Source organism: Stutzerimonas kunmingensis (assembly GCF_032106285.1).
Taxonomy (GTDB): domain Bacteria; phylum Pseudomonadota; class Gammaproteobacteria; order Pseudomonadales; family Pseudomonadaceae; genus Stutzerimonas; species Stutzerimonas kunmingensis_B.
This window is the reverse complement of sequence record NZ_DAMCPO010000010.1, coordinates 133,843-153,997: the sequence shown is the minus strand read 5'-3', so window position 1 is coordinate 153,997 and position 20,155 is coordinate 133,843. Positions and strand designations below refer to the sequence as shown.

Below are 20,155 nucleotides of genomic sequence, written 5' to 3'. Positions count from 1 at the left end.
CGCTGCATAAAGCGTAGATCACGACTTGAATACTGTCGCGGTGGCCAGGGGCGCTTTTCGTGGCGGCAGAGCGAGCGCTGCCGCGCGGTCGGGCCGGGGCAGAAGCCCCGGCCCAGGGGCTCAGAGGGCGCTATGGAAGATCGCTTCGATTTCCTCTTGCGTGGCGCGGCGCGGGTTGGTCAGGCCGCAGGCATCGTTCATGGCGTTGGCGGCCAGCGTCGGGATGTCATCGGCCTTGGCGCCAAGCTCGGCCAGGCCGCCCGGAATGCCGATTGCCTGCGACAGGGTACGGATTGCCACGAGTGCGGCTTCGGCACCCTGCGCGGCGTCAAGTCCGCGGGTCTCCACGCCCATCGCGGTTGCAACGTCGCGCAGGCGTTCGGGGCAGACGCTGGCGTTGTAGCTCTCCACGTGGGGCAGCAGTACGGCGTTGCAGACGCCGTGCGGCAGATCGTAGAAGCCGCCGAGCTGGTGAGCCATGGCGTGCACGTAGCCCAGCGAGGCGTTGTTGAACGCCATCCCGGCGAGGAACTGTGCGTAGGCCATGTTTTCCCGGGCGGGCATGTCGCTGCCGTTCTCGACGGCGGTACGCAGATTTATCGAGATCAGCTCGATGGCCTTGAGCGCGCAGGCGTCGGTGATGGGTGTGGCGGCGGTCGAGACATAGGCCTCAACCGCGTGGGTGAGCGCATCCATCCCGGTGGCTGCGGTCAGTCCCTTGGGCATTGCGACCATCAGTGCCGGGTCGTTCACCGACAGCAGCGGTGTGACGTTGCGGTCGACGATGGCCATTTTCACGTGACGGGTTTCGTCGGTGATGATGCAAAAGCGCGTCATCTCGCTGGCGGTGCCGGCGGTGGTATTGATCGCTACCAGTGGCATTTGTGGTTTGGCCGAGCGGTCCACGCCCTCGTAGTCGGCGATCTGTCCGCCATTGGTCGCGCACAGGGCGATGCCCTTGGCGCAGTCATGGGGCGAGCCACCGCCGAGGGAGATGATGAAATCGCAAGCGCTGTCGCGTAGCTGGGCCAGGCCCTTTTCAACGTTGCCGACGGTTGGGTTGGGTTGGGCGCCATCGAATACGACCGATTGGATGTCCTGGGTGGCCAGCAGCGCGGCAACCTTTTCGGCGACTCCAGCGCGTGCCAGTCCAACGTCGGTGACGATCAGCGCTTTGCGAAAGCCATAGTTGGCGATAGCGACCATCGCCTCATCGAGGCTACCGGCGCCCATCATGTTCACTGCGGGGATGAAGAAGGTGCTGCTCATGGAGAATTCCCTTGTGATTGTCTGAAAGTGGTACTTGCAGCATCGCATCTGGACCGGGGGGCGAAATGATCTGGCTCAAGAAGGTGACCGATCAGTCGCGTTTCGGCCCTGCGTCTGACTAACGGCGCCTGGTCGGCTGGGATGGCCTGCTGTGCTAACCTGCGCCGCAGTTTTCAGTGGGTCTCACCGGTTTTGAGGGCATCCATGCATATCCATATTCTCGGCATCTGCGGCACCTTCATGGGGTCGCTTGCGGTGCTGGCCAAGGAGCTCGGGCATCGCGTCACCGGCTCCGACGCCAACGTCTATCCACCGATGAGCACCCAGCTCGAAGCGCAGGGCATCGAGTTGACCCAGGGCTACGAGCCGAGCCAGCTCGAGCCGTCGCCGGATCTGGTGGTGATCGGCAATGCGCTGTCGCGTGGCAACCCTGCCGTGGAGTACGTGCTGAACAAGGGTCTGCCCTATGTCTCCGGCCCGCAGTGGCTGGCCGATCATGTGCTGCAGGGGCGCTGGGTCCTAGCCGCGGCTGGCACCCATGGCAAGACCACCACCAGCAGCATGCTCGCCTGGGTACTGGAGCACGCGGGCATGAGCCCGGGGTTCCTCATCGGTGGGGTTCCGCAGAACTTCGGCATCTCCGCGCGCCTGGGTGGCACTCCGTTCTTCGTAGTCGAGGCCGACGAGTACGACAGTGCCTTCTTCGACAAGCGCAGCAAATTCGTCCATTACCGCCCGCGCACGGCAATCCTGAACAATCTCGAATTCGATCACGCGGACATTTTTCCGGATCTCGCGGCTATCGAGCGGCAGTTTCACCATCTTGTGCGTACCGTGCCGAGCGAAGGGCTGGTCATCCATCCCGAGTCGGAGACCGCGCTCAAGCGCGTGATCGGCATGGGTTGCTGGACGCCAGTGCAGACCACCGGTGACGGCGGCGAGTGGCAGGCCAAGCTGCTCAGCGCCGACGGTTCGCGTTTTGAGGTGATCTTCGATGGCGCCGTACAAGGCGTGGTGGAATGGGCGCTGACCGGACAGCACAACGTCAACAACGCGCTGGCCACGCTGGCGGCGGCACGGCATGTCGGCGTGCTGCCAAAGCAGGGCGCCGAGGCGCTGAGCGAATTCCGTAGCGTCAAGCGACGCATGGAGAAGGTCGCCGAGGTCAACGGCGTAACCATCTATGACGACTTCGCCCATCACCCCACGGCTATCGCGACCACCCTCGACGGGCTGCGCAAACAGGTTGGCGATACGCCGATCATCGCCGTGGTCGAACCGCGCTCGAACTCGATGAAGCTCGGCGCGCACCGCGAGGGTCTGGCCGAGTCGGTGGCGCTGGCCGACCAGGCGATCTGGTACGCGCCGGCCAACCTTGGCTGGGACCTGGCCGCGACCGTTGCCGGCTCGCCGGTGGAGACTACGGTGTGCGACTCGCTGGAGGCGATCATTGCCAAGGTCAAAGCCGATGCCGCACCGGGCACCCAGGTGGTGGTGATGAGCAACGGTGGTTTTGGTGGGTTGCACAACAAGCTGGCCGAGGCGTTGAGCTGACTGCTCAAGGTGGAAAACGCTTCGCGGTTTTCCACCCGACGATGACCGTGGGCAGGGTGGAAATCGCCGAAGGCATTTCCACGCGGATCGCATCAGCAAGTAGGGTGGGTCGGGCGGCGTTCCGCTTCAGCCCACCCGAACACGACCAAGCGGCTACAAAGGGAGCAGATATATGAGCGGACCGGAACGCATTACCCTGGCCATGACTGGCGCATCCGGCGCGCAGTATGGTTTGCGCCTGCTCGACTGCCTGATCCAGGAAGACCGCGAGGTGCATTTCCTGATCTCCAAGGCCGCGCAGCTGGTAATGGCTACCGAAACCGACGTGGTGCTGCCGGCCAAGCCGCAGGCGATGCAGGCCTTCCTCTCCGAATACACCGGGGCCGCCGCCGGGCAGATTCGCGTGTTCGCCAAGGAGGACTGGATGGCACCACCCGCGTCCGGCTCCGGTGCACCGACCTCCATGGTGGTGGTGCCTTGCTCCACTGGCACGCTGTCGGCAATTGCTACCGGCGCCTGCAACAACCTGATCGAGCGTGCCGCCGACGTCACGCTCAAGGAGCGCCGCCAGCTGATTCTGGTCCCGCGTGAAGCGCCGTATTCGAGCATCCACCTGGAAAACATGCTCAAACTGTCCAATCTCGGCGTGACCATCCTGCCGGCCTCGCCGGGCTTCTATCACCAGCCGCAGACCATCGACGACCTGGTCGATTTCGTCGTCGCGCGCATCCTCAATCTGCTCAACATCCCGCAGGACATGCTGCCGCGCTGGGGTGAGCACCATATCGTCAGCGACGACTGACATGCTCGGCCGAGCGCTGCTGGTCCTGGCGACGCTGAGCCTGCTCGGCGGCTGTGCCAGCGTGCGCACGTTGGACGCCGCCAAGCCCGGCGCGCCTATCATTTATTCCGGCACGCGCCTGGACTGGTACAGCCTCAACGGCGGCTGCTGCCCCGTGGATCGATTCGGTGCCATGCCGCCGAAATATGCCGCGCTGGATCTGCCCGCCAGCGCCCTGGTGGATACGCTGCTGCTGCCCTTCGCCGTGGCGGCGGAGTTGGGTGTCGGCCTCGGCGTGCGCGGCGGTCTTTGAGCGGCGCGCCTTATTACTGATCTGGGTTCAGGCTGGCCTCCCGTGCAGCAGGCATAATTTCCCCGTCTGCGGCACAAGGAGAACAGGTGTGAAAGACCGAACTCAGTTCCACATGAATTACTGGATGATCGCCATTCTGGTGTTTCTCGGCCTGCAGTACCTGCTGTCGATCCAGCAGGAGGTGGCGACCATCCCCTACAGCGAGTTCGAGCAGCACCTCAAGGAGGGCCGCGTCGAAGAGCTGGCGATCACCGAGCGACGCATCGAGGGCCTGCTCAAGGAGCCGCTGGCCAGCGGTCAGCGGCGGTTCATCAGCAATCGCGTCGAACCGCAGCTGGCCGAGCATCTGCAGCAGTACCCGGTGCGCTACACCGGTAAGGTGGAAAGCACGCTGGTGCGTGACCTGCTGTCGTGGATCGTGCCGGCCATGCTCTTCTTCGGCATCTGGCTGTTCCTGCTCAAGCGCATCGGCAGCGGCCTGGGCGGCGGCGGCATGATGCAGATCGGCAAGAGCAAGGCGCGTGTCTACGTCGAGACCGACATGAAGGTGAGCTTCGCCGATGTCGCCGGGGTCGACGAGGCCAAGGACGAGCTCAAGGAGATCATCGAGTTCCTCCGCGACCCGCAGACGTACGGTCGTCTCGGCGGGCGCATGCCGAAAGGCGTGCTGCTGGTCGGGCCCCCGGGCACAGGCAAGACGCTGCTGGCGCGGGCCGTGGCCGGCGAGGCAAAAGTGCCGTTCTTCTCCATTTCCGGCTCCGAGTTCGTCGAGATGTTCGTCGGCGTCGGTGCCGCGCGGGTGCGTGATCTGTTCGAACAGGCGCGGGCCCAGGCGCCAGCGATCATCTTCATCGACGAACTGGATGCCCTCGGCCGCGCCCGCGGCGCCGGACCATTGTCCGGCGGGCATGACGAGAAGGAGCAGACGCTCAACCAGCTGCTGGTGGAGATGGACGGCTTCGATACCTCCAGCGGCTTGGTTCTGCTGGCGGCCACCAACCGCCCGGAAATTCTCGACCCGGCCCTGCTCCGCGCCGGCCGTTTCGACCGCCAGGTGCTGGTCGATCGGCCGGACAAGGTCGGGCGGGTGCAGATTCTCAATGTGCACCTGAAGAAGTCGCGTCTGGGTATCGATGTCGACCCGCAGGCCATCGCCGCGCTGACGCCGGGCTTTACCGGTGCCGATCTGGCCAATCTGGTCAATGAGGCGACGCTGCTGGCGACCCGGCGCAATGCCGAAGCGGTGGCCATGGAAGACTTCACCGCGGCCATCGAGCGGATCATCGCCGGGCTGGAGAAGCGCAACCGCCTGCTCAACCCGCGCGAACGCGAGATCGTCGCCTATCACGAGATGGGCCATGCGCTAGTGGCCATGGCGCTGCCGGGGGTCGATCCGGTGCACAAGGTGTCGATCATTCCGCGCGGCATGGGCGCGCTGGGTTACACCATCCAGCGACCGATCGAGGACCGCTTCCTGATGACCCGCGACGAGCTGGAGAACAAGATGGCCGTGCTGCTCGGCGGACGCGCCGCCGAATGGCTGGTGTTTTCCCATCTGTCCACCGGCGCCGCGGACGATCTGGCCAAGGTCACCGACATTGCCCGGGCCATGGTCACCCGTTACGGCATGTCCAAGCGTCTCGGGCATCTGGCGCTGGAGCGTGAGCCGAACTCCTTCCTTGGCAACGAGGCGATGCTCGGCCTCAAGCCGCAACATGATTATGCCGAGAGCACCGCCACGGCGATCGACGAGGAAGTGCAGGAGCTGGTGCAGTCTGCATTCCAGCGCAGCCTGGGATTGCTCGAGGAGCGGCATGAACTGCTTGAGCGCTGCGCGCGTCGTTTGCTGCAGCAGGAGACGCTGGATGCCGATGAGCTGCGTGAGCTCAGCGCGGCTCCAGCCAGCGATCCGGTACAGGCACCCCCTCAGGCCTGATGCGGCCTCAGGGCTGGCGAGTCAGTCGGCCTGGCGCTGGGCATGTTGCGCCAGCGCCCACTCGACATGCTCGCGTACCAGCTCCGAGGGGTCGTCGCGGCGCGCCTGGAGCGCTTCCAGCACCGGGATGCTTGACGGCGCGTTGCCCAGACCGACCGCCAGGTTGCGCAGCCAGCGCTGGTAACCAGCGCGGCGTAGCGGCGAACCCTCGGTGCGGCTGAGAAACTCCTCTTCCGTCCAGCGGAACAGGGTCGCCAGCTCGGCGTTGTCCAGGCTATGGCGTGGTTGAAAGTCACTCTGCTCGGTGGGGCGGGCGAATCGGTTCCACGGACAGACGATCTGGCAATCGTCGCATCCGAATACGCGGTTGCCGATCTTGTCGCGCAGCTCGACGGGGATCGCGCCTTTCAGCTCGATGGTGAGATAGGAAATGCAGCGTCGCGCATCGAGTAGCCGCTCGCCGACGAAGGCATCGGTGGGGCAGACGTCCAGGCAGGCGTGGCAGCTGCCGCAGTGATCGCGAGTCGTCGGTTCGTCGACCGGCAGCGCGATATCGACGAACAGTTCGCCGAGAAAGAACCAGCTGCCGGCCTTGCGGTTGAGCAGCAGGGTGTTCTTGCCGATCCAGCCGAGCCCGGCCTGCTGCCCGGCGGCCTTCTCCAGCACCGGCGCGCTGTCGACGAAGGCGCGAAAGCCGAACGGGCCGACCATCTGCTGAATGCGCTCGGCGAGCTGCTGGATGCGTTTGCGGATCAGCTTGTGGTAATCGCGGCCCAGCGCATAGCGTGACACATAGGCCTTCTCCGGACTTGCGAGCTGCTGCGTCATGCGCGTGTCGCCGGGCAGGTAGTCCATGCGCAGCGAGATCACCCTGAGCGTGCCCGGCACCAGTTCGTCCGGCCGCGAACGCTTGCTGCCGTGGGCGGCCATGTAGTCCATCTCGCCTTGATACCCGGCTGCCAGCCAGGCCTCCAGATGCGCTTCGTGCTCGCCGAGGTCGACATCGGTGATCCCCACCTGCTGGAAGCCGAGCTCACGCCCCCATTCCTTGATGGATTGGGCGAGGGCGGCGGGGTCGAGAGAGAGGCTGGACATCGGAGAGCGGCATGACAGGCGGGTGCGTATAATTCTGCCAGACATTCCGCCGCGATGATCTCTGCTCCGATGACCGATTCTCTGCCCGTCGCTCTGTATACCGCCGCCCAGGTGCGCGAACTTGATGCGCGCCTGATTGCCGCCGGCACTTCCGGTTTCGAATTGATGCAGCGTGCCGCTCATGTCGCATGGCGTGCGCTGCGTCGGCGCTGGCCGGATGCCGGGGCGGTCACCGTGCTGGCCGGACGTGGCAATAACGCGGGCGATGGCTACATCGTTGCGGCGCTGGCGCAGCGCTCCGGCTGGCAGGTGCGGGTGCTGGCGGTGGGCGATCCGCAAGCTTTGCAGGGCGATGCCGCGCAGGCCCTGGCCGAGGCGCGGGCGAGCGGTGTGGTCGTCGAGCCCTGGCATGCCGAGGCGATGTTGCAGGGCGTGCTGGTGGATGCGCTACTGGGCACCGGCATTGCCGGTGACGTGCGCGAGCCATATGTCGCAGCGATCGAGGCGATCAATGCCAGTGCGCTACCGGTGCTGGCCATTGATCTGCCGTCCGGGCTCTGCGCCAACAGTGGGCGGGTGCTGGGTCACGCGGTGCGTGCCGATCTCAGTGTGACCTTCATTGGGCTCAAGCTCGGGCTGTTCACCGCGGACGGCCCGGATCGCGTCGGCACGCTGGTATTCGATGATCTGCAGGCCGATCCGCAGATCGTCAGTCAGGTCGCAGGCGACGCTGTACGCCTGGATCAGTCAACGTTGGTGCCTGTCGCGCCGCGCTCGCCGGTGGCGCACAAGGGCAGCTTCGGTCAGGTGCTGGTCATTGGCGGCGATCTGGGGACCGGCGGCGCCGCGCTGCTCAGCGCCGAGGCGGCGTTGCGCTGCGGCGCGGGCATGGTGACGCTGGCGACTCGTCCGGAACATGTCACCGCTGCGCTGGTACGACGCCCGGAAATCATGTGCAGTGGCGTCGAGTCGACCTATAGCCTGACCGCGCTGGTCGAGCGCGCCGATGTGCTGGTGGTCGGCCCGGGCCTGGGGCAGGCGCCCTGGGGACGCAGCCTGCTGTCGCTGGCGGCGCAACATGAGTTGCCGCAGGTGTGGGACGCCGATGCGCTGAACCTGCTGGCGGCTGGCGGCATCGAATTGCCGGCAGCGAGCGTGATCACCCCGCACCCGGGCGAGGCTGCGCGGCTGCTGCAGTGCTCGGTAGCTGAAATCCAGGCTGATCGCCCCGCTGCGGCGCGTGCGCTGGCCCATCGCTACGCCTGTGTGGCACTGCTCAAAGGCGCCGGTACGCTGATCGCCACCGCGGATGGTCGGCTGGCGCTGTGTGATCGCGGCCATCCGGCGATGGCCAGTGCCGGTTTGGGCGACGTGTTGGCCGGCGTGATCGGTGCGTTGCTGGCGCAAGACCTGACGCCATTCGATGCGGCCTGCCTGGGGGCGTGGTTACACGCCTCCGCTGGCGAGCGCTTGGGTGAGCAGGGGCGCGGACTCGCCGCCAGCGATCTGATTCCCGTGGTTCGTCAGTTGCTCGAGGAGCAGTCGCCATGCCGGAAGTGAATCTGTATGCCGCGGACGAGGCTGCCATGCTCGCGCTGGGCGCACGCATCGCCGAGGCGACCGGCGGTCGTGGCGTCATCTATCTGCATGGCGACCTGGGTGCGGGCAAGACCACGTTGTCGCGCGGCCTGATTCGCGGCTTCGGTCATGCGGGCAAGGTCAAGAGTCCGACCTTCACATTGGTCGAACCCTACGAGTTGGACGATGTGCAGGTTTACCACTTCGACCTGTATCGTCTGGTCGATCCGGAAGAACTGGAGTTCCTCGGCATCCGCGACTATTTCGAAGGCAATGCGCTGTGCCTGATCGAATGGCCGGAGCGCGGGGCCGGCATTTTGCCAAAGGCCGACATGGACATTACCATTGCACCGCATGAGGCCGGCCGTACGCTGCGCCTGTCGCCCCACACCGCGCGGGGCGAAGCCTGGTGTGTCGCCCTGACCGACGGAGAGCTATGAATAACATGGGTTTGGGTATGCGCATTCGCACCCTGATTGGTGGACTGGTGCTGTTGCTGATGGCAACCGACCTTCATGCCGCCAGCGATGTGCAGAGCGTGCGCCTGTGGCGTGCGCCGGACAACACCCGCCTGGTGTTCGATCTATCCGGCCCGGTCGAGCACAAGATCTTCACCCTTACCGCGCCTGATCGGCTGGTCATCGACGTGACCGGCGCGACGCTCAAGGCCGAACTCGACAAGCTGCCGTTGAAGAACACGCCGGTCGCCTCCCTGCGCGCCGGCCAGCACGATGCCGACACGCTTCGCGTGGTCGTCGATCTGCATGCGCCGGTAGCGCCGAAGAGCTTCAGTCTGGCGCCCAATCAGCAATACGGTCATCGTCTGGTGGTCGACCTCTTCGATCAGGCGACATCCGCTCGCGCCGCGACCCAGCCGCCAGCCACCGCTACCCCGGCGACGCCCGCCGCGCCGGTTTCCCCGACCCTGCCGGCGGTGAAGCTGCCGGCTACGGCGAGCAGCAAGCGCGACATCGTGATCGCCATCGACGCCGGTCATGGTGGCGAAGACCCCGGCGCGATCGGCCCCGGCAAGATCTATGAGAAACACGTGGTACTGCAGATTTCCAAGGAACTGCAACGGCAGATCAACGCCGACAAGGGTTTTCGAGCCGAGCTGGTGCGCACCGGCGACTACTTCATCCCGCTGCGCAAACGTACCGAGATCGCGCGCAAGAAGGGCGCCGATCTGTTCGTCTCGATCCATGCCGATGCTGCGCCGCGTTCGGCGGCCTACGGTGCCTCAGTGTTCGCCCTGTCCGACCGCGGTGCTACCTCGGAAACCGCGCGCTGGCTGGCCGACAGCGAGAACCGTTCCGACCTGATTGGCGGTGCCGGCAACGTCAGCCTGGGCGACAAGGATCAGATGCTTGCTGGTGTGCTGCTGGACCTGTCGATGACGGCTTCGTTGTCATCGAGCCTGAATGTCGGGCAGAAGGTATTGAGCAACATGGGGCGCATCACTCCACTGCACAAGCGGCGGGTCGAGCAGGCGGGCTTCATGGTGCTGAAGTCGCCGGATATTCCGTCGATTCTGGTGGAGACCGGCTTCATCTCGAACCCGTCCGAGGCCAAGAAGCTTCAGACGGCGAGCCACCAGCAGTCGCTGGCGCGCTCGATCCACAGTGGCGTAAGGCAGTTCTTTCATGAGAATCCGCCGCCTGGAACCTATGTGGCCTGGTTGCGGGATTCCGGCAAGATCGCCAGTGCGCCGCGCGAGCACGTCGTACGTTCCGGCGAGAGCCTGGCATTGCTCGCCCAGCGCTATCAGGTAAGCCTGACTTCCCTGCGCAGCGCCAACAATCTGCGCAATGATGTGATCAAGATCGGCCAGACGCTGAACATTCCCGCCACCACGCTGGCCTCGCAGCCATGAGCGAGGTGCCGCGCATCCAGCTGCTAAGTCCGCGGCTGGCGAACCAGATTGCCGCCGGCGAGGTGGTGGAGCGCCCGGCCTCGGTGATCAAGGAGCTGCTAGAAAATAGTCTGGATTCGGGCGCGCGACGCATCGATGTGGACATTGAGCAGGGCGGGGTCAAGCTGCTGCGAGTGCGCGACGACGGCTGCGGCATTCCGCCGGACGATCTGCCGCTGGCCCTGGCGCGTCACGCCACCAGCAAGATTCGTGATCTGGAAGACCTCGAGCGGGTCATGAGTCTGGGCTTTCGGGGCGAAGCGCTGGCTTCGATCAGTTCCGTCTCGCGTCTGACCATGACTTCACGCACCGCCGATGCCAGCGAGGCCTGGCAGGTGGAGACCGAGGGGCGTGAAATGGAAGCGCGGGTGCAGCCCGCGGCGCATCCAGTGGGCACCTCGGTGGAGGTGCGCGATCTGTTCTTCAATACGCCGGCGCGACGCAAGTTTCTGCGCACCGAGAAGACCGAATTCGATCACTTGCAGGAAGTGATCAAGCGCCTGGCGCTGGCGCATTTCGACGTGGCCTTCCATCTGCGCCACAACGGCAAGGTCGTGCTGGCGCTGCACCAGGCCGAAGACGATGCGGCGCGCGCGCGTCGTGTCGCTTCGGTATGCGGGCCGGCGTTCCTCGAGCAGGCGCTGCCCATCGAGATCGAGCGTAACGGCTTGCGACTGTGGGGCTGGGTCGGGCTGCCGACCTTCTCGCGCAGTCAGGCGGACCTGCAGTATTTCTACGTCAACGGGCGCATGGTTCGCGACAAGCTGGTGGCCCACGCGGTACGCCAGGCCTATCGCGATGTGCTATTCAACGGCCGGCACCCGACGTTCGTGCTGTTCCTCAATGTCGACCCGGCGGTGGTGGACGTCAACGTGCATCCGACCAAGCATGAAGTGCGCTTCCGCGACAGCCGCATGGTGCATGACTTCCTTTACGGCACGCTGCATCGTGCGCTGGGGGATGTGCGGCCGGAAGATCAGCTCGCGGCACCGGCCAGCGTCACGCCGATGACGCAGGTTTCCGGGCTGGCCGCTGGCGAGTTCGCCGGGCAGAACGAAATGAGTCTGGCGGCCAGCGTGCTTGAGCGGCCCCAGGATGATACGTCGCCCTGGCGCGGCGCAGGGGCCGGTTATCAGGCGCCACGGCCAGCTTCGGCCGGCTATACCGCCGAAGCTCAGGGTGCTTATCGCGAGTTCTTCACGCCGTTGCCCGAGAGCGGTCCCGCGGCACTGCCGGCGAGTCAGGATGACGTGCCGCCGCTGGGGTATGCGCTGGCGCAGCTCAAGGGCGTCTACATCCTCGCCGAAAATGCCCAGGGCATGGTGTTGGTTGACATGCACGCCGCTCACGAACGCATCACCTATGAGCGACTGAAAACCGCCATGGCCAGCGAAGGCTTGCGCGGGCAGCCATTGCTGGTGCCTGAGTCGATTGCGCTGAGTCAGCGTGAAGCCGACTGCGCCGAAGAGCACGGGCAATGGTTTCAGATGCTGGGTTTCGAGCTGCAACGACTGGGGCCGGAAACCTTGGCGATTCGACAGATCCCGTCGCTGCTCAAGCAGGCCGAAGCGACCCGGCTGGTCCGCGACGTGTTGGCCGATCTGCTTGAGTACGGCACCAGTGACCGTATTCAGGCCCATCTGAACGAGCTGCTGGCGACCATGGCGTGTCATGGCGCAGTGCGCGCCAACCGGCGGCTGACGGTGCCCGAGATGAACGCCTTGCTGCGCGATATGGAACATACCGAGCGCAGCGGGCAGTGCAATCACGGGCGTCCGACCTGGACGCAGCTCGGCATGGACGAGCTGGACAAGCTGTTCCTGCGCGGTCGCTGAGTAATCCTCGCGGCGAACCGTGCTTGCAGCTGGCCGCCTGTCGCCGGAAACTATGCGGCCAAGACCGTCGAGCTTCCTGATGTCCGCTCTCCCTCCTGCCATCTTCCTCATGGGCCCCACTGCGTCGGGCAAGACCGATCTTGCGTTGGAGCTGGCGCGCTTGCTGCCCTGCGAGCTGATCAGTGTCGATTCGGCGCTGGTCTATCGCGGCATGGATATCGGCACGGCGAAGCCGTCGGCTGAGGTGTTGGCCGAGTTTCCCCATCGTCTGGTGGACATCCTTGACCCGGCCGAGAGCTATTCGGCTGCAGAGTTCAGCGCAGATGCCCTGGCGGCCATGGCCGAGATCAGCGCGGCTGGCCGAATTCCTCTGCTGGTTGGCGGCACCATGTTGTATTTCAAGGCGTTGCAGGAAGGACTCGCCGATATGCCGGCAGCTGACCCGTTGCTACGTGCCGAACTCGAGGCGCTGGCCGCGACGCAAGGGTTGCAGGTGCTGCACGATCAGCTGGCCCAGGTGGACCCGGAGTCGGCAGCGCGCATTCATCCTAACGATCCGCAGCGGCTGGTACGCGCGCTAGAGGTATATCGCGTCAGCGGCTTGACCATGAGCGAGCACCGCGCCCGACAAAGGTCGCAAAAAGCCGTCGCAGACGCTCCAGGCTCAGGAGTCTTGCCTTATACTGTCGCGCAACTGTGCATCGCCCCCGCACAACGCCACATCCTGCATGAGCGCATCGAGAGACGTTTCCTGCACATGGTTGAACAGGGCTTTGTCGAAGAGGTCGAAGCCCTGAGGAATCGGGGTGATCTGCACCTTGGCATGCCGTCGATTCGAGCGGTTGGTTATCGTCAGGTCTGGGAATATCTGGACGGATCATCGACCCGAGAGGAAATGGTGGAGCGCGGCATCATCGCAACCCGGCAACTGGCCAAACGGCAGTTCACCTGGTTGCGAAGTTGGGGGGAGATGCACTGGCTGGACAGTTTGCCCCGCGACAATCTGCCGCGCGCATTGAAATACCTGCAATCGCTCTCCATATTAAGCTGACACTGCGAATTGACCGTCTATTCTCAGACAAGTGGATCGTCGGTTGTACTTTTAGAACACTAATGAAAACAGATCCTCTAAGGAGTGCGGCACATGTCAAAAGGGCATTCGCTACAAGACCCTTACCTCAACACACTGCGTAAGGAACGCGTCCCGGTTTCCATCTATCTGGTCAACGGCATCAAGCTGCAGGGCCAGATCGAATCCTTCGACCAGTTCGTCATTCTTCTGAAAAACACCGTCAGCCAGATGGTCTACAAGCACGCCATCTCCACTGTCGTTCCGGGCCGCCCTGTGCGCCTGCCGACCGCTGGTGATGCCGAGCAATCCGAGTCGAGCAACGACTGAGGTAGGTTTCTTTGTTCTTCGAACGTCCCGGTGGTGGTGAGCGGGCTATCCTGGTGCACCTGGACGGCCAGGACCCCGCGGCGCGCGAGGACCCTCAGGAATTCCAGGAGCTGGCGCGCTCGGCAGGCGCCGAGGCGGTTGGCTTCGTCAATGTCGCCCGGCATCAGCCGTCCGCCAAGTTCCTGATCGGCAGTGGCAAGGTCGAGGAGCTGCATGACCTCGTCAAGGATGGCGAGGCCGAGTTGGTGATCTTCAATCACACCCTGACGCCTAGCCAGGAGCGCAACCTCGAGCGAGCGCTCGAATGTCGCGTGCTTGATCGTACCGGTCTGATTCTGGATATCTTCGCCCAGCGCGCACGCACCCATGAAGGCAAGCTACAGGTCGAACTGGCCCAGCTTGAGCACATGAGTACGCGCCTGGTTCGCGGCTGGACTCACCTTGAGCGACAGAAGGGCGGTATCGGTCTGCGTGGCCCGGGTGAAACCCAGCTGGAAACCGACCGCCGCTTGCTGCGTGTGCGCATCCGGCAAATCAAGCAGCGTCTGGAAAAGGTCCGCGGTCAGCGCGAGCAGGCCCGTCGCGGGCGTCGTCGTGCCGATATACCCTCCGTGTCGCTGGTTGGTTACACCAACGCCGGCAAGTCCACCTTGTTCAATGCGCTGACCGAGTCGGATGTGTACGCGGCCAATCAGCTGTTCGCCACGCTCGATCCGACGTTGCGGCGGCTTGAGCTGGATGATGTCGGGCCGGTGGTGCTGGCCGACACCGTGGGTTTCATCCGTCATCTGCCACACAAGTTGGTGGAGTCCTTCAGGGCTACGCTGGAAGAGTCCAGCAACGCCGATCTTCTCTTGCATGTCATCGATGCGCACGAGCCAGAGCGCGATCAGCAGATCGAGCAGGTGCTGGCGGTGCTCGGTGAGATCGGCGCCAACGAGTTGCCGATGCTCGAGGTCTACAACAAGGTTGACCTGATGGAGGGCATCGAGCCGCAGATTCAGCGCGACGCCGATGGCAAGCCGCAGCGTGTCTGGGTGTCCGCTCGTGATGGATTGGGGCTGGATCTGGTGCGCCAGGCCATTGCCGAGCTGTTGGGCAACGATCTGTTTGTCGGGACGCTGCGCCTGCCGCAGCGGCTCGGGCGGCTGCGGGCGCAGTTCTTCGAGCTCAGCGCGGTGCAGCGGGAAACGCATGATGACGAGGGTGGCAGCCTGCTGGAGGTTCGCTTGCCAAGAATCGAATTGAATCGCTTGATCAGTCGCGAAGGGTTGCGGGTGGATGAGTTCATCGAGCAACACACTTTGCAATAAAGCCTCTAGTGGCAATTTTGCCGGTAGTTCGGGGCTTTCTGTAGCATTGGTGGGCGCGCCGTGGGCGCGCCTTTAGCTTTATTTGAATGGAGAGCGCTATGGCTTGGAATGAGCCGGGTGGCAACTCGAACAACCAGGATCCCTGGGGCAGTGGTGGCGGTGGCCGTCGCGGTGGTGGCGGTGGCGACCAGAAAGGCCCGCCGGATCTCGATGAGGCTTTCCGCAAGCTGCAGGACAGCCTGAACGGCATGTTCGGTGGCAAGAAGCGTGGCGGCGGCAGCAATTTCGGTGGCAGCGGCAAGCGCGGCGGCTTCGGTCTGGTTTGGATTGCCCTGGTCGTGCTGCTGGCCGTCTGGCTGTTCAATGCGATCTATATCGTCGACGAGCAGGAGCAGGCCGTCGTGCTGCGCTTCGGCAAGTATCACGAGACGGTCGGGCCGGGCCTGAACATCTACTTCCCGCCGATCGATCGCAAGTTCCAGGAAAACGTCACCCGCGAGCGTTCTTACAGCAAGCAGGGGCAGATGCTCACCGAGGATGAGAACATCATCGAGGTGCCGCTCACCGTTCAGTACAAGATCAGCAATCTTCAGGCATTCGTGCTCAATGTCGATCAGCCTGAAGTAAGCCTGCAACATGCGACCGACAGCGCCGTGCGGCATGTGGTGGGTTCGACCGCCATGGATCAGGTGCTGACTGAAGGTCGTGAAGTGATGGCTGGCGAGGTCAAGGAGCGCTTGCAGCGTTTTCTCGACAATTACGCCACAGGCATCGTCGTCACCCAGGTCAACCTGCAGAGCGCAGCCGCGCCGCGTGAGGTGCAGGAAGCGTTCGATGACGTGATTCGCGCGCGTGAAGACGAGCAGCGTGAGAAGAACCAGGCTGAGTCGTACGCCAATGGCGTGATTCCCGAAGCCCGCGGCCAGGCCCAGCGCATGCTGGAAGAAGCCAGTGGTTACCGCGACGCGGTGATTTCCCGCGCTCAGGGTGAGGCGGATCGCTTCAGCAAGCTGGTCGCCGAATATCGCAAGGCGCCGGAAGTGACGCGCGAGCGCCTGTATCTGGAAACCATGCAGGAAGTCATGAGCAATACCAGCAAGGTCATGGTGAGTGGTGACAGCGGGCAGAACCTGCTCTATCTGCCGCTGGACAAGATGATCAACAGTCGTGGTGCGAGCACGCCGGCTCCGGCCGGAGTTGCGTCGGGCGCGGCTACCCAGGGCACCCGTCTGCCGCCGGAGCTGGATCCGCGTGAAGTTCGTACGAGGGAGAGCCGCTGATGAGCAATAAATCCCTTACCGCCCTGATCGTGGGCGTTGTGGCGGCAATCGTTCTGTGGAACAGCTTCTACATCGTCTCGCAGACCGAGCGTGCAGTCCTGCTGCGCTTCGGTCGCATCGTCGAGCCTGATGTGAAGCCTGGCCTGCACATGAAGATTCCGTACGTGAACTCGGTGCGCAAATTCGATGCGCGACTGCTGACACTGGATACCACGACTTCCCGCTTCCTGACCCTGGAAAAGAAAGCGCTGATGGTCGACTCCTACGCCAAGTGGCGTGTGGATGATGCCGAGCGCTTCTACACCGCGACCTCGGGGATGAAGCAGATTGCCGATGAGCGCCTGGCTCGCCGTCTGGAGGCGGCGTTGCGTGACCAGTTCGGTAAGCGCACGCTGCACGAGTCCGTGTCCGGTCAGCGTGACGAGCTGATGGCTCAGGTCACAACCAGTCTGAACCGCGCCGCTCAACAGGAGCTGGGCATCGAAGTGGTCGATGTGCGCGTCAAGGGCATTGATCTGCCGCGGGAAGTCAATCGCAGCGTGTTCGAGCGGATGAGCTCTGAGCGTGAGCGTGAGGCTCGTGAGCATCGCGCCAAAGGTAAAGAGCTAGCCGAAGGTATCCGTGCCGACGCCGATCGTCAGCGCCGTGTCCTGCTGGCCGAGGCGTTCCGCGAGGCTGAGGAGCTGCGCGGTGATGGCGATGCTCAGGCTGCTGCCATCTATGCCGCGGCGTATGGTCAGGATCAGGAGTTCTATGCCTTCCATCGCAGTCTGCAGGCTTATCGCGAGAGCTTCTCCAGCAAGGAAGACGTGTTGGTGCTCGATCCGAAGAGCGATTTCTTCCGTTATCTGGAAAAGAGCAACTAGTTGATGGCGAGATGAAGGTTCCCCGGCGGCACGGCCGTGCCGTCGGGTGACCGTTAGAGAAAAGATTGCTATGATCCGCCAGCCGGGAAAATCCCGGCTTTTTTGCGTCTGTGCCCTTGAGGTCGCAGGCTATCCCAGGCATGCAGCGGTCATGCCGATCCCTTCACAGGGCATGGCTCGGATGCCATGGTTCGAATACAACTGCACGCGACCGAAGGCCGGCTAAGGCTGCTGCCGCGGTTTTCGTCTGGGCTTACCGGAACGAGAGGTGATTTCGCGAATGGCAACGGTAGACCGCTGGCTTTTGCCAGATGGCATCGAAGAGGTGCTGCCGCCGGAGGCGGCGCGTATCGAAACGGCGCGTCGGCGCGTGCTGGACCTGTTCCAGTGCTGGGGCTACGAGCTGGTCATCACCCCGCACGTGGAGTTTCTCGAGTCGTTGCTCACCGGTTCCGGGCAGGATCTGGATCTGCGTACGTTCAAGGTCATCGACCCGCTTTCCGGTCGCCAGATGGGGCTGCGGGCTGATATCACGCCACAAGTGGCCCGGGTCGACGCGCATACCCTGCGTCGCGAAGGTCCCAGTCGCCTGTGCTATGCCGGTAGTGTGTTGCATGCCAAGCCGCAGGCGCTTTCCACCTCGCGCAGCCCTATCCAGTTGGGGGCTGAGCTGTATGGCGATGCGTCTGCTGCCAGTGATATCGAGGTCATCAGTCTGATGCTGGAAATGCTCGAGCTTGCCGAGGTGCCGGATGTGCATATGGATCTCGGGCATGTGGGCATCTATCGTGGTCTGGCCAAGGCTGCCGGATTGAGCGGCGAAGCCGAGCAGCGGTTGTTCGATGCGCTGCAGCGCAAGGCGATGGATGAGATTGCCGAGCAGACTGCTGCGCTCGATCCTGCATTGACCGGCATGCTGCGCGCGCTGGCGCGGCTTTGCGGCGGACGGGAAGTGCTCGATCAGGCGTGTATGGCGCTGGCGGCTGCGCCCGCCGAGGTGCGGGCCGCGCTGGAAACGCTGACGGCCATTGCCGATCAGCTGGCGGCGCGTTATCCGGATGTGCCGCTGTATTTCGATTTGGGCGAGTTGCGTGGCTATCACTACCATACTGGAGTGGTGTTCGCGGTGTTCGTACCCGGCGTCGGTCAGCCGATCGCGCAGGGTGGTCGTTATGACGACATTGGTGCCGACTTCGGTCGCGCACGCCCGGCGACGGGTTTCTCCACCGACCTGAAGACGCTGGTCAGTCTGGGCAGTGCTGATCTTTCCGCGCCTGTGTCGGGCGTTTGGGCGCCGCAAGACGGCGAACCGGGTCTGTGGGATGCGGTCCGTCAGCTGCGGCGTCAGGGTGAGCGCGTGGTGCAAGCCCTTGATGGGCAGTCGCGAGCCGATGCTGCGCAGCTCGGCTGCGACCGGCAATTGCAATTGAAGGATGGTGTCTGGACGGTGGCTTCGCTGGCGTCCTGATGGTTGTGGCGCCGCGCTGCGGCGCTGGCCTGGTTTCGATTATCGCCGGTTGCGACCGGCATGCTTCGCCGAAGAGGACAGAGGGTTATGGGTAAGAACGTCGTGGTCCTGGGCACCCAGTGGGGTGATGAGGGCAAGGGCAAGATCGTCGATCTGCTGACCGATCAGGCGGCTGCGGTCGTGCGTTACCAGGGCGGCCACAATGCCGGACATACCCTGGTCATCGACGGTGAGAAGACCGTGCTGCACCTGATTCCGTCCGGCATCCTGCGTGACAATGTGCAGTGTCTGATCGGCAACGGCGTGGTGGTCGCTCCCGATGCGCTGCTGCGTGAGATCACCAAGCTGGAAGAAAAGGGCGTGCCGGTACGCGAGCGCCTGCGCATCAGTCCGTCCTGCACGCTGATCCTGCCGTACCACGTGGCGCTGGATCAGGCGCGTGAGGCTTCGCGCTCGGAAGGCAAGATCGGCACGACGGGTCGTGGCATTGGCCCGGCTTACGAGGACAAGGTTGCGCGTCGCGGCCTGCGCATTGCTGACCTGTTCAACCCGGAGCGCTTCGCGGTCAAGCTGCGCGAGCTGCTGGAATACCACAACTTCGTGCTGCAGAACTTCTACAAGGTCGAGCCGGTTGATTTCCAGAAGACCCTAGATGAGGCGCTCGGCTACGCGGAAATCCTCAAGCCGTTGATCACCGATGTCACCGCCCGCCTGCACGAGCTGCGCAAGCAGGGCGCCTGCATCATGTTCGAGGGCGCGCAGGGCTCGCTGCTGGACATCGACCATGGCACCTATCCCTACGTCACCAGCTCCAGCACCACTGCCGGCGGCACTGCCACCGGTTCGGGCTTCGGTCCGCTGTATCTGGATTACATTCTCGGTATCACCAAGGCATACACCACGCGCGTGGGTTCCGGTCCGTTCCCGACCGAGCTGTTCGATGATATCGGTGCTCGCCTGGCTGAGCGCGGTCACGAGTTTGGTTCCACTACCGGTCGTGCGCGGCGCTGCGGCTGGTTCGATGCCGTGATCCTGCGTCGCGCCATCGAGATCAACAGTATATCCGGCATCTGCCTGACCAAGCTCGACGTGCTCGATGGTCTGGAAACCATCCGCATATGTGTCGGTTACAAGGATCGTAACGGCGATGTTCTGGTTGACGCGCCGACCGATGCGGACAGCTATGACGGCCTGCAGCCGGTATACGAAGAGATGCCGGGCTGGAGCGAGTCGACTGTTGGTGCGAAGACCCTTGATGAGCTGCCCGCCAATGCGCGCGCGTACATCAAGCGTCTCGAGGAGCTGGTCGAGGCGCCGGTGGATATCATCTCCACCGGCCCGGATCGCAACGAAACCATTGTGCTGCGCCACCCTTACGCCTGATCTAGGCTGCAGGTACAAAAAGACCGCCTTCGGGCGGTCTTCTTTTGTCTGGCGTGGCCGGCTATCGGAAGGGGCAGTTCAATCAGTTGCTCGCCGAAACGAAAAAACCGAGCCAGAGGCTCGGTTTTTTCTTGAAGAGTGGTGCCCAGGAGAAGACTCGAACTTCCACGGTG

At 63.8% G+C, this 20,155-nt stretch carries 17 protein-coding genes and 1 tRNA gene (1 of these 18 cut by a window edge); 15 read left to right on the top strand and 3 right to left on the bottom strand.

Annotated elements, in window-relative coordinates:
* Positions 1 to 120: 120 nt before the first annotated feature.
* On the bottom strand, positions 121 to 1,269 hold the full coding sequence (yiaY, locus tag RT582_RS10525; protein WP_313477315.1) for an L-threonine dehydrogenase: 1,149 nt from the start codon (positions 1,267 to 1,269) through the stop codon (positions 121 to 123).
* 204 nt (positions 1,270 to 1,473) lie between these two features.
* On the opposite strand from yiaY, the gene mpl reads away from it, so the two are divergent.
* The 4 genes from mpl to ftsH all read left to right on the top strand — a co-directional run bounded on the left by mpl (position 1,474) and on the right by ftsH (position 5,853).
* On the top strand, positions 1,474 to 2,823 hold the full coding sequence (mpl, locus tag RT582_RS10520) for a UDP-N-acetylmuramate:L-alanyl-gamma-D-glutamyl-meso-diaminopimelate ligase (protein WP_102821354.1): 1,350 nt from the start codon (positions 1,474 to 1,476) through the stop codon (positions 2,821 to 2,823).
* 172 nt (positions 2,824 to 2,995) lie between these two features.
* Entirely contained in the window at positions 2,996 to 3,625 is a 630-nt protein-coding gene (gene ubiX, locus RT582_RS10515; RefSeq protein ID WP_003283088.1) for a flavin prenyltransferase UbiX, read from the top strand.
* Position 3,626: 1 nt separating this feature from the next.
* Positions 3,627 to 3,917: a YceK/YidQ family lipoprotein gene (locus RT582_RS10510; protein ID WP_102821352.1), complete on the top strand. Its 291-nt coding sequence runs from the start codon at positions 3,627 to 3,629 to the stop codon at positions 3,915 to 3,917.
* A gap of 88 nt (positions 3,918 to 4,005) precedes the next feature.
* Complete coding sequence (gene ftsH / locus RT582_RS10505; RefSeq protein WP_313477314.1) at positions 4,006 to 5,853, top strand: ATP-dependent zinc metalloprotease FtsH; 1,848 nt, start codon at positions 4,006 to 4,008, stop codon at positions 5,851 to 5,853.
* A gap of 21 nt (positions 5,854 to 5,874) precedes the next feature.
* Here ftsH and queG read toward each other — a convergent pair whose 3' ends face one another.
* Positions 5,875 to 6,948, bottom strand: a complete 1,074-nt coding sequence (gene queG, locus RT582_RS10500) for a tRNA epoxyqueuosine(34) reductase QueG (RefSeq protein ID WP_313240955.1) — start codon at positions 6,946 to 6,948, stop codon at positions 5,875 to 5,877.
* A gap of 69 nt (positions 6,949 to 7,017) precedes the next feature.
* On the opposite strand from queG, the gene RT582_RS10495 reads away from it, so the two are divergent.
* From RT582_RS10495 to RT582_RS10445, 11 genes are all read left to right on the top strand, one after another.
* Positions 7,018 to 8,508 (top strand): NAD(P)H-hydrate dehydratase, encoded by a 1,491-nt coding sequence (locus RT582_RS10495; RefSeq protein ID WP_313477313.1) that lies wholly within the window; start codon positions 7,018 to 7,020, stop codon positions 8,506 to 8,508.
* Entirely contained in the window at positions 8,496 to 8,966 is a 471-nt protein-coding gene (gene tsaE / locus RT582_RS10490; protein WP_042928096.1) for a tRNA (adenosine(37)-N6)-threonylcarbamoyltransferase complex ATPase subunit type 1 TsaE, read from the top strand. The genes RT582_RS10495 and tsaE overlap by 13 nt, the downstream gene beginning before the upstream one ends.
* Before the next feature lie 17 nt (positions 8,967 to 8,983).
* Complete coding sequence (locus tag RT582_RS10485) at positions 8,984 to 10,399, top strand: N-acetylmuramoyl-L-alanine amidase (RefSeq protein WP_312966050.1); 1,416 nt, start codon at positions 8,984 to 8,986, stop codon at positions 10,397 to 10,399.
* Positions 10,396 to 12,273, top strand: a complete 1,878-nt coding sequence (mutL, locus tag RT582_RS10480; protein ID WP_046619195.1) for a DNA mismatch repair endonuclease MutL — start codon at positions 10,396 to 10,398, stop codon at positions 12,271 to 12,273. The genes RT582_RS10485 and mutL overlap by 4 nt, the downstream gene beginning before the upstream one ends.
* A 79-nt stretch (positions 12,274 to 12,352) precedes the next feature.
* Complete coding sequence (gene miaA / locus RT582_RS10475) at positions 12,353 to 13,324, top strand: tRNA (adenosine(37)-N6)-dimethylallyltransferase MiaA (RefSeq protein WP_046619198.1); 972 nt, start codon at positions 12,353 to 12,355, stop codon at positions 13,322 to 13,324.
* Positions 13,325 to 13,417: 93 nt separating this feature from the next.
* Positions 13,418 to 13,672, top strand: a complete 255-nt coding sequence (gene hfq / locus RT582_RS10470) for an RNA chaperone Hfq (protein ID WP_003298547.1) — start codon at positions 13,418 to 13,420, stop codon at positions 13,670 to 13,672.
* 11 nt (positions 13,673 to 13,683) lie between these two features.
* Positions 13,684 to 14,985: a ribosome rescue GTPase HflX gene (hflX, locus tag RT582_RS10465; RefSeq protein WP_023443674.1), complete on the top strand. Its 1,302-nt coding sequence runs from the start codon at positions 13,684 to 13,686 to the stop codon at positions 14,983 to 14,985.
* 98 nt (positions 14,986 to 15,083) lie between these two features.
* Entirely contained in the window at positions 15,084 to 16,265 is a 1,182-nt protein-coding gene (gene hflK, locus RT582_RS10460) for an FtsH protease activity modulator HflK (protein ID WP_014819046.1), read from the top strand.
* A complete protein-coding gene (hflC, locus tag RT582_RS10455; RefSeq protein ID WP_003298550.1) occupies positions 16,265 to 17,131 on the top strand; it encodes a protease modulator HflC in 867 nt (288 codons plus the stop codon). Before hflK ends, hflC begins: the two co-directional genes overlap by 1 nt.
* A 280-nt stretch (positions 17,132 to 17,411) precedes the next feature.
* Complete coding sequence (locus RT582_RS10450) at positions 17,412 to 18,599, top strand: ATP phosphoribosyltransferase regulatory subunit (RefSeq protein WP_046619199.1); 1,188 nt, start codon at positions 17,412 to 17,414, stop codon at positions 18,597 to 18,599.
* An 87-nt stretch (positions 18,600 to 18,686) separates the two neighbouring features.
* Positions 18,687 to 19,982, top strand: a complete 1,296-nt coding sequence (locus RT582_RS10445; RefSeq protein WP_023447185.1) for an adenylosuccinate synthase — start codon at positions 18,687 to 18,689, stop codon at positions 19,980 to 19,982.
* Positions 19,983 to 20,121: 139 nt separating this feature from the next.
* Here the strand turns inward: RT582_RS10445 and RT582_RS10440 are convergent.
* Positions 20,122 to 20,155, bottom strand: a tRNA-Leu gene (locus RT582_RS10440) (it continues 153 nt past the right edge of the window).